Origin of the sequence: Pluralibacter sp. (assembly GCF_019237635.1) — a bacterium.
GTDB lineage: Bacteria > Pseudomonadota > Gammaproteobacteria > Enterobacterales > Enterobacteriaceae > Enterobacter_B.
Map to the genome: position 1 here is coordinate 1 of NZ_JAFAGS010000022.1, position 7,954 is coordinate 7,954.

The window sequence follows — 7,954 nt, forward strand, 5'->3', positions numbered from 1 at the left end:
GCCGCTGCCGCCGCTGCCGCCATTACCGCCGCTGCCGCCGCTGCCGCCATTACCGCCGCTGCCGCCGCTGCCGCCGCTACCACCGCTGCCGCCGCTGCCGCCATTACCTCCGCTGCCGCCGCTGCCGCCGCTACCGCCGCTACCGCCATTGCCGCCCTGACCCTGGCCGTCGCCATGATTACCCTGACCCTGGCCCTGACTACCGTGACTGCTACCGTTGCCTCCGCCCTGATGATTTCCGCCTCCACTGCCTCCGCCAGCGGCGTAAGCGCCAGCTGCGGAGTACAGGAAGGCCAGAGCGATAATGATGGCAAGTTTTTTCATTTTCATAATGAATTCTCGCTTAATATTATTTATTGCTGCGTTGTTGATGTGAAAAATGAACCTTACTTGACATACTGACCAACAAACTCATAGCGAATACTTGCGCGCATGGTGCGCGAAGTTGAAGAAATAATAAACAGACAAGAATACTTATAAACACTTCAAAAAATAACGTGTTAGGGGTTATTATTTTTCTGAATGGCACCGTTAATATTCAGGAGGGTAGTTATAAATCAATTAAACGTAACCCACCCCGTTCAAAAAATGAAAGAGAAACAGCTTGCATCTCAATTAACAACGATAACAAATGGCATGATAACCAAATACCACAAAAAGGTCACAAGCATTCAAAAATCGATCTCATGACAAATCCGAGGTTCAAAAATCGTTATCGTTTAACGTATTCAGTCATACTGACATCCCATATGAATATTAAACGGACTTTTTGTTAACAAACCCAGCCCTCCAATGTTGTAAACATGTTGATAGGATATTCCTCGATTGTTTCAAGGAACTCATACAAAAATTGGATTTATCCTGACCATTAATTAAAAAGTATTAATTTACGAGGGAATCATGAGATGAATGAATATCAATCATGTTGATTTCGAATGACATTTATTGAAAGGACAACTTCACTACAAAGAGGAAGTTGTAGTTATATTGAAAAAGATTGGAGGTAAACTACTATAAGATTATTCGAAATAATGAGAAACCGATACGGCAGAACTGTTCAAGGCAAAAAGACAACCGCTACGCAGTATTTGGTTTATTGTTTTCAGGAAAGAAATATCTCCCAGCGTTCAGGCCGTTTTCGTCACTCACCGATCAATCGCTTCCTCTGCAACCTGACGCTGTCTGGCACATTTTCGACTCGCCAGCCACAGACCGCTATTTTTCATGGCATAACCGAATACCAACCCCAGAGCCAATGAAGGGACAACGAGTTTCCACTCACCCTGCCCGGCAAAAGTTGCGCATGCGCCAATAAACGTACCAGGAACAAACGAGAGCAACACCTGCTTTGCCTGCACGCACATCAGGAAGGCAACGAGGCCGGTCATCGCATAACCCAGGATCTCAAGGTGCGGCGCCAGCGCGCTGCCATGGATGATAATCAGCGCCCATACGACACCGCTCATTACTGTACTGGAGGCTATCGCCAGCCCTTTTAACCCACCTTGCGGACAGGCAAAGTAGGCCGTGCAGCCCAGAAAACCCGCCCAACTGAGCAGGCCGAGAGAAACAGCAACCCATCCCCAAATACCGGAAAGAATGCCTGTCGTTAATGCGAGAGAGAGAAGTAAGTTCATGGCGCACATCATAGCAGATGCGCGCTACTCAAATGAGATCTACGGCACAATAAATGCAAGTAAAAAACTTTCGTTGCATATATTTAGTGATTTAAATCACATTACTCATCAGACTCTTCCTGCAACTCTTCCCACATTGCCGCAATCGCATCGCGCGTCAGCGGTGCCATTGTGCGCCAGAATGGCGTTGTCGCATGCGCTTCAACCTTACCCAAAAACGTATCGCACCAGGGTAATAAATAGTTTGCAAACAGCGTCTCCAGCGCTTCTGTTTCATCTTCTGCCGCATTATCTTCAAGCCAGGAAGCGGCCAGCAACAGTGTGCCGATATGATCGGCTGGCGCATCGCTCAGCGGCATCCCGCGAGAGGAGAGGAAACTACGCACATCAGACTCCGTGGCGCCTTCAACCCACACGCTGCGATACGGCGCCACACGGCACTCAGCGCCGACAAACAACGCATTGTAATCGGCGGCAAGCAGCGGCACATCGCAACTTTTTTGCAGACGTCCCAACAGCTCATCCTGTTCCAGAGGCCAGCTCGCCGCCAGCTTCCCTTCACGAATCAGCGTCAGTAGCGGCACCAGCAGAGGATCCTGCGGCTGACGATAGTACAGGGAACCCAGCACGCGGCAGAGGATTGAAAACTCGTTCATTCAGTTATTCCATTCAGACAATTAAAGTTCAGCAAATTCCACAATGGGCTTCATGCCGCGCGATTCGAGAAAGCTCAGCAGACGACGCGGCGTGACGTTGAGGATCCGCTCCTGTGGAAAATCGACCGCGTCGAGGATCCTGCGACATTCAGCAAATTCGCCTAACGTAAACGCCGTATGAGAGTCAGAGCCCAACGCCACCCAGCCGCCCGCATCACGTACCGCGGCGGCGATCGCACGGCAGTTATCATCGCTACCAATACGCGACGAGAGAAAGGAGGAGTTATTGATCTCCAGCGCGACCTGGTACTTCGCTGCCGCTTCGGTGATAGCCTGGATATCGACAGGGAACTTCGGGTTTCCGGGGTGGCTGATAATATGCACGTTGCCGCTGGCCATCGTGGCGATCATGGCCTCCGTATGAGTGGCTTTATCCTGCGGAGGAAACACCGGCTCATGGAAGCCTGCGATGATCAGATCGAGTGACGTCAGCATCGGTCCCGAGCAATCAATCTCGCCCTGCGTATTTTTGATATTGGCTTCGATCCCGCGCAGGATCCCGACACCGTCCACTATACGCGGCCAAATTCGCATATTAACGAAATGCCAGTAGTGCGGCGCATCCGCCATATCAGGCCCGTGATCGGTGATGGCAAAAAGCTTGATGCCCTTACGTTTCGCCTCAGCAATATAGTCATGGAGCGTGCTGTAAGCATGGGTACTGGCAACAGTGTGCATATGCAGGTCAACGGGATACATCAGATTCTCCTCTCTCGTATTTGCCAAGCATAGCAGGATTGCACCGCCATTTTAACGAAAACCCGGCCAATGCAGGAGGCCTGCCGTTAGTAACCACGTTGTCGGTCAACCTGCCCGCCCGGTGTTTCACCGCGCTCGAGCTGACCGATGGTTTCTGCTATATAACGAATCGCCTCTGCAGGCCGCGTTACTGCAGCAATATGCGGCGTCATCGCGACACGTGGATGGCGCCACAATGGGCTCACCGCAGGTAAAGGTTCGCGGTTGAAGACATCAAGCATCGCACCTTTTACCTTGCCGCTATCCAGCGCCTGCAGCAGGTCATCTTCAATAACGTGCACGCCGCGAGCAAGGTTCAGCACATAGCTGTCATTTTGCAGTTGCGTCAACAGCGACTGATTAATAATACCGACGGTCTCAGCCGTATTGGGTAACAGGTTAATCAGTACGCGCGTCTCGCTCAAAAATTCGCTGAGTTCAGCGTCGCCTGCGAAGCTGCGAACATCAGGCCACGTTTTGCGGCTACGGCTCCAGACACGCACCGGGAAGCCCCAGGCCAGCAGGCTCTCCGCCACCTGACTGCCGAGCACCCCAGCCCCCATGATGCCAATGGTGAAGCTGTCACGGTGATATTCCGGCAACGGCTGCCAGCGGGATTCGCTTTTCAGGATCTGGTAATCGTCAAAGCGGCGGAACCAGTGCAGTACCTGGCTGACCGCATATTCCTGCATCTGCAGCCCCATTCCCGTATCCTCAAGGCGAAATAACGGGACTGAGAGCGGTAACATCTCCGGATGCGCTTTCAGTTTACTGAGAATAGAATCCACCCCGGCGCCCAGGGCAAATACCGCTTTCAGGGTACGTCCTTGCAGCATTTCGACAGGCGGGTGCCAGACCAGCGCGTAATCCGCATGTTCATTGTCGCCCTGTTTCCATTCCCGAACGCGGGCGCCGGGGAGTTGTTTCTCCAGTGCAGAAACCCAGTACGGCGTATCAAACGTCGGGTGGTAAAAGATGATGTCCATTGTTGCTCCTTTTTTGTTGCGCATTTTCGTTATCTGTTTGTCTGCGCAACGATTTACCGGTTATTTTTCCTCAGGCTACGAGGATAACAAATTTCCGTGACAGATCCTTGTTTAACCCCCTGCTGATAAATAAATCGAATAGTGGTTAATACGAAATCAACCTGGCTGAAGTTTGGCTAAATACACGATTTTTTTAAAAAGTTGATTGACGTCAGGTATGCTTTTCCCTACATTAGCGCCCGTCCCAGCAGCGCTGGGAAGACAATATGGTGAGGTGTCCGAGTGGCTGAAGGAGCACGCCTGGAAAGTGTGTATACGGCAACGTATCGGGGGTTCGAATCCCCCCCTCACCGCCATATTTGAAGAAGAGCTCGTACGCAAGTGCGAGCTTTTTTTTCGCATGTTGCACACCCTGGAGGGGGTGAGAAGCCCTGACCGGGGTTCGACAACTGGCGACCGCCAGTTGGACAGACCGGGAACGCAGTGAGCGGGCTGCCCGCAGGGCGAGCGCAGCGAGTCAATCCCCCCCTCACCGCCATATTTGAAGAAGAGCTCGTACGAAAGTACGCGCTTTTTTTTCGCATGTTGCACCCCCTGGAGGGGATGAGAAGCCCCGACCGGGGTTCGACAACTGGCGACAGCCAGTTGGACAGACCGGACGCTTGCGGACGGGCTGCCCGCAGGGCGAGCGCAGCGAGTCAATCCCCCCCTCACCGCCATATTTGAAGAAGAGCTCGTACGCAAGTGCGAGCTTTTTTTTCGCATGTTGCACACCCTGGAGGTGGTGAGAAGCCCCGACCGGGGTTCGACAACTGGCGATAACACTGGCTTGAGAATAAGGGTCCGGCGCCTTCACTGGATATTGTCAAACAAACGTAGCCAACTCATGTCATCCTACTCCTCTACCATCTTCTGATACTCCTGCGTTAGAAAATCCACCAGCGCCCTGACTGCGGGTAATAATCCACGACGCGAGGGATAAACCACATGGATAACCTCACGTCTTGGCTCCCAGGCTTTGAGTACCGCCTGCAATGCCCCGCAGGCCAGCTGTTCACGCACCATTAATAGCGGTAACTGCACAATGCCGATACCCGCTACCGCCGCTTCGCGCAGCGCCAGCATATCCGTCGTCACCAGGCGTGGGGTAAAATGCACCTCCGCACGCGCGCCATCGGGTCCGTTTAGCGCCCACTGATGAAGGTGTTTTCCCGCCGCCATACTGAGCCCGGGCCACCGGCTGAGCTCCGCTGGGGAAGCAGGCTCCCCCATTGCGGTAATGAGCGACGGGCTGGCGACCAGGCAATGCGCGCGATCGGCAAGTACGCGCATCACAAGGTCGCTGTCGTCAAATGGGCGCGGACGCACGCGAATGGCGATATCTACCCCTTCCGCGACGACATCCACCCGACGGTTTGTCGCCTCAAGCTGTAGGTTTACTCCCGGATACTGCACAAGAAACTTAGCCAGCATTGCGCCTACATGCACGTGCAGCAGCGTTACCGGACAGGTGAGCTTCACTGTACCTCTCGGTTCCGCCTGTAACGCCGCGATAGCCTCCTGAGCCGCATCGGCTTCGACCATCATTGCCTTACAGTGCTGATAAAACGTCTGCCCAACTTCCGTCACGCTAAACTGTCGGGTCGTGCGCTGGATTAACCGCACGCCCAGTCGCTCTTCGAGCTGCGCAATGCGGCGACTCAACCGGGACTTGGGTAAGTCGAGCGCCCTCCCCGCGGCGGCAAAACCCCCGTGATCCACCACCTGCACAAACCACGCGAAGTCATTGAGATCCTGCATCGTCACCTCATCGTCCTATTTTTAGGACAGTGTATGTCATTTTCACTATCTACTCACAAATTAGATCTGAATATAAGCTAATTCACATCGACGTTAACAACGCAGGAGAAACCCATGAAACAGATGACTGGCGTCTATACCGCTCCCCGTCCGCACTGGGTCGGCGACGGTTTTCCGGTTCGCTCACTGTTTTCTTACCAAACGCATGGCGAACAGCTCAGCCCTTTTCTGCTGCTGGACTATGCCGGTCCGCACACTTTTCCGGCCGATGGCGTAAAGCGCGGCGTTGGCGAACACCCGCATCGCGGCTTTGAAACCGTCACCCTGGTCTATGCGGGCGAAGTTGAACACCGGGACTCGACCGGTAAAGGCGGCGTGATAGGGCCTGGCGGCGTGCAGTGGATGACCGCAGGCGCCGGGATCCTGCATGAAGAGTTCCATTCCGCGAACTTCGCTCGTCATGGCGGCGAACTGAAGATGATACAGCTGTGGGTCAACCTGCCCGCCAAAGACAAGATGGCGACGCCAGGCTACCAGAGCATTACCAATGCCAGCATCCCACGCATTGAGCTGCCGGATAACAGCGGCGTACTGCGGGTTATCGCCGGGCAGTATGGCGACATCCGCGGCCCGGCGCAGACCTGGTCGCCGATGAACGTCTGGGACATGCGCCTGACGCAGGGCCGTGACGTCTCTCTGGCGCTACCGGAGGGGTGGAGCTCCGCGCTGGTGGTGATGGAAGGGAGCGTCGTGGTGAACGGTATGACGACGGCCAATGAGGCGCAGCTTGTCGTCCTCAGCCAACACGGGGAAACGCTGCATCTGCAGGCCAGCGCTGATGCCAGCGTTCTGCTGCTTGCAGGCGAACCGTTAAATGAACCCATTGTGGGCTATGGCCCCTTTGTCATGAATAGCAAAACCGAAATCGCAGAAGCCATTCGCGATTTCAATTCCGGCCGATTCGGTCAGATCTGATACTCAACAGGAGAACATGATGTCTAATCCAGCCAACTTTAACGGTGCTCGTCCGGTGATTGATGTGAATGACGCCGCGATGCTGCTTATCGACCACCAGAGCGGTCTGTTTCAAACCGTCGGAGATATGCCAATGCCTGAACTGCGCGCCCGGGCGGCGGCGCTGGCGAAAATGGCAACGCTTGCCGGGATGCCGGTTATCACTACCGCTTCAGTGCCGCAGGGGCCGAACGGTCCGCTGATCCCTGAGATTCATGCGAACGCGCCGCATGCCCAGTATGTCGCACGTAAAGGCGAGATCAACGCCTGGGATAACCCGGAGTTTGTGGCAGCAGTTAACGCCACAGGACGTAAAACGCTGATTATCGCCGGTACCATCACCAGCGTCTGCATGGCATTCCCCTCCATCAGCGCGGTGGCGGACGGTTATAAGGTCTTTGCGGTGATTGATGCCTCCGGCACTTACAGCAAAATGGCGCAGGAAATTACCCTGGCGAGGGTGGTTCAGGCAGGCGTAGTGCCAATGGATACCGCCGCCGTCGCCTCTGAGCTGCAAGGGACCTGGAACCGTGAAGACGCCGCCGAGTGGGCTGCGGTCTATACCCAGATTTTCCCGGCCTATCAGTTGCTGATTGAAAGCTACAGCAAAGCGCAGGACGTGGTTAAACACAACGAAACGCTCGATTCCCAGCGTTAATTCATCACCCTGCCCGGCGATTCGGGCAGGGAATGATTATTGCTTAACCGAATGATACGGAAAGCTGAAAATATGCTTGACCGTTTTCGTGCAACTCCCTATAGTAGCGCCCCGTTGCCCCCCAAGAGGACGGCAGCAATACAATATGGTGAGGTGTCCGAGTGGCTGAAGGAGCACGCCTGGAAAGTGTGTATACGGCAACGTATCGGGGGTTCGAATCCCCCCCTCACCGCCATATTTGAAGAAGAGCTCGTACGCAAGTACGAGCTTTTTTTTCGCATGTTGCACACCCTGGGGGGATGAGAAGCCCCGACCGGGGTTCGACAACTGGCGACAGCCAGTTGGACAGACCGGACGCTTGCGGACGGGCTGCCCGCAGGGCGAGCGCAGCGAGTCAATCCCCCC

Annotated in this window: 8 protein-coding genes and 2 tRNA genes; 4 read left to right on the forward strand and 6 right to left on the reverse strand. The window is 54.5% G+C overall.

Features of this window, described 5'->3' with window-relative positions; all coding sequences use genetic code 11:
* The 5 genes from JO226_RS03020 to ghrA all read right to left on the reverse strand — a co-directional run.
* A partial coding sequence (locus tag JO226_RS03020) for a hypothetical protein (protein WP_293489929.1) occupies nucleotides 1–330 on the reverse strand: 330 nt, incomplete at its 3' end.
* 815 nt (nucleotides 331–1,145) lie between these two features.
* Nucleotides 1,146–1,637 (reverse strand): DUF1097 domain-containing protein, encoded by a 492-nt coding sequence (locus tag JO226_RS03025; RefSeq protein WP_293489930.1) that lies wholly within the window; start codon nucleotides 1,635–1,637, stop codon nucleotides 1,146–1,148.
* Between the two features lie 101 nt (nucleotides 1,638–1,738).
* Entirely contained in the window at nucleotides 1,739–2,293 is a 555-nt protein-coding gene (locus JO226_RS03030; RefSeq protein ID WP_293489931.1) for a molecular chaperone, read from the reverse strand.
* A gap of 21 nt (nucleotides 2,294–2,314) precedes the next feature.
* On the reverse strand, nucleotides 2,315–3,052 hold the full coding sequence (locus JO226_RS03035; protein ID WP_293489932.1) for a phosphatase: 738 nt from the start codon (nucleotides 3,050–3,052) through the stop codon (nucleotides 2,315–2,317).
* 86 nt (nucleotides 3,053–3,138) lie between these two features.
* The gene (gene ghrA, locus JO226_RS03040; RefSeq protein ID WP_293489933.1) at nucleotides 3,139–4,077 is read right to left on the reverse strand and encodes a glyoxylate/hydroxypyruvate reductase GhrA; all 939 of its coding nucleotides are present in this window, start codon (nucleotides 4,075–4,077) and stop codon (nucleotides 3,139–3,141) included.
* A 268-nt stretch (nucleotides 4,078–4,345) separates the two neighbouring features.
* Between ghrA and JO226_RS03045 the strand changes: the two genes are divergently transcribed.
* A tRNA-Ser gene (locus JO226_RS03045) sits at nucleotides 4,346–4,433 on the forward strand.
* 538 nt (nucleotides 4,434–4,971) lie between these two features.
* Here the strand turns inward: JO226_RS03045 and JO226_RS03050 are convergent.
* Nucleotides 4,972–5,883, reverse strand: coding sequence for a LysR family transcriptional regulator (locus JO226_RS03050; RefSeq protein ID WP_293489934.1), 912 nt, complete (start codon nucleotides 5,881–5,883; stop codon nucleotides 4,972–4,974).
* A 108-nt stretch (nucleotides 5,884–5,991) separates the two neighbouring features.
* On the opposite strand from JO226_RS03050, the gene JO226_RS03055 reads away from it, so the two are divergent.
* The 3 genes from JO226_RS03055 to JO226_RS03065 all read left to right on the forward strand — a co-directional run bounded on the left by JO226_RS03055 (nucleotide 5,992) and on the right by JO226_RS03065 (nucleotide 7,784).
* Nucleotides 5,992–6,852: a pirin family protein gene (locus tag JO226_RS03055; RefSeq protein WP_293489935.1), complete on the forward strand. Its 861-nt coding sequence runs from the start codon at nucleotides 5,992–5,994 to the stop codon at nucleotides 6,850–6,852.
* Nucleotides 6,853–6,871: 19 nt separating this feature from the next.
* Nucleotides 6,872–7,549, forward strand: coding sequence for an isochorismatase family protein (locus JO226_RS03060; protein WP_293489936.1), 678 nt, complete (start codon nucleotides 6,872–6,874; stop codon nucleotides 7,547–7,549).
* Nucleotides 7,550–7,696: 147 nt separating this feature from the next.
* Nucleotides 7,697–7,784 (forward strand) — tRNA-Ser (locus JO226_RS03065).
* Nucleotides 7,785–7,954 lie beyond the last annotated feature (170 nt).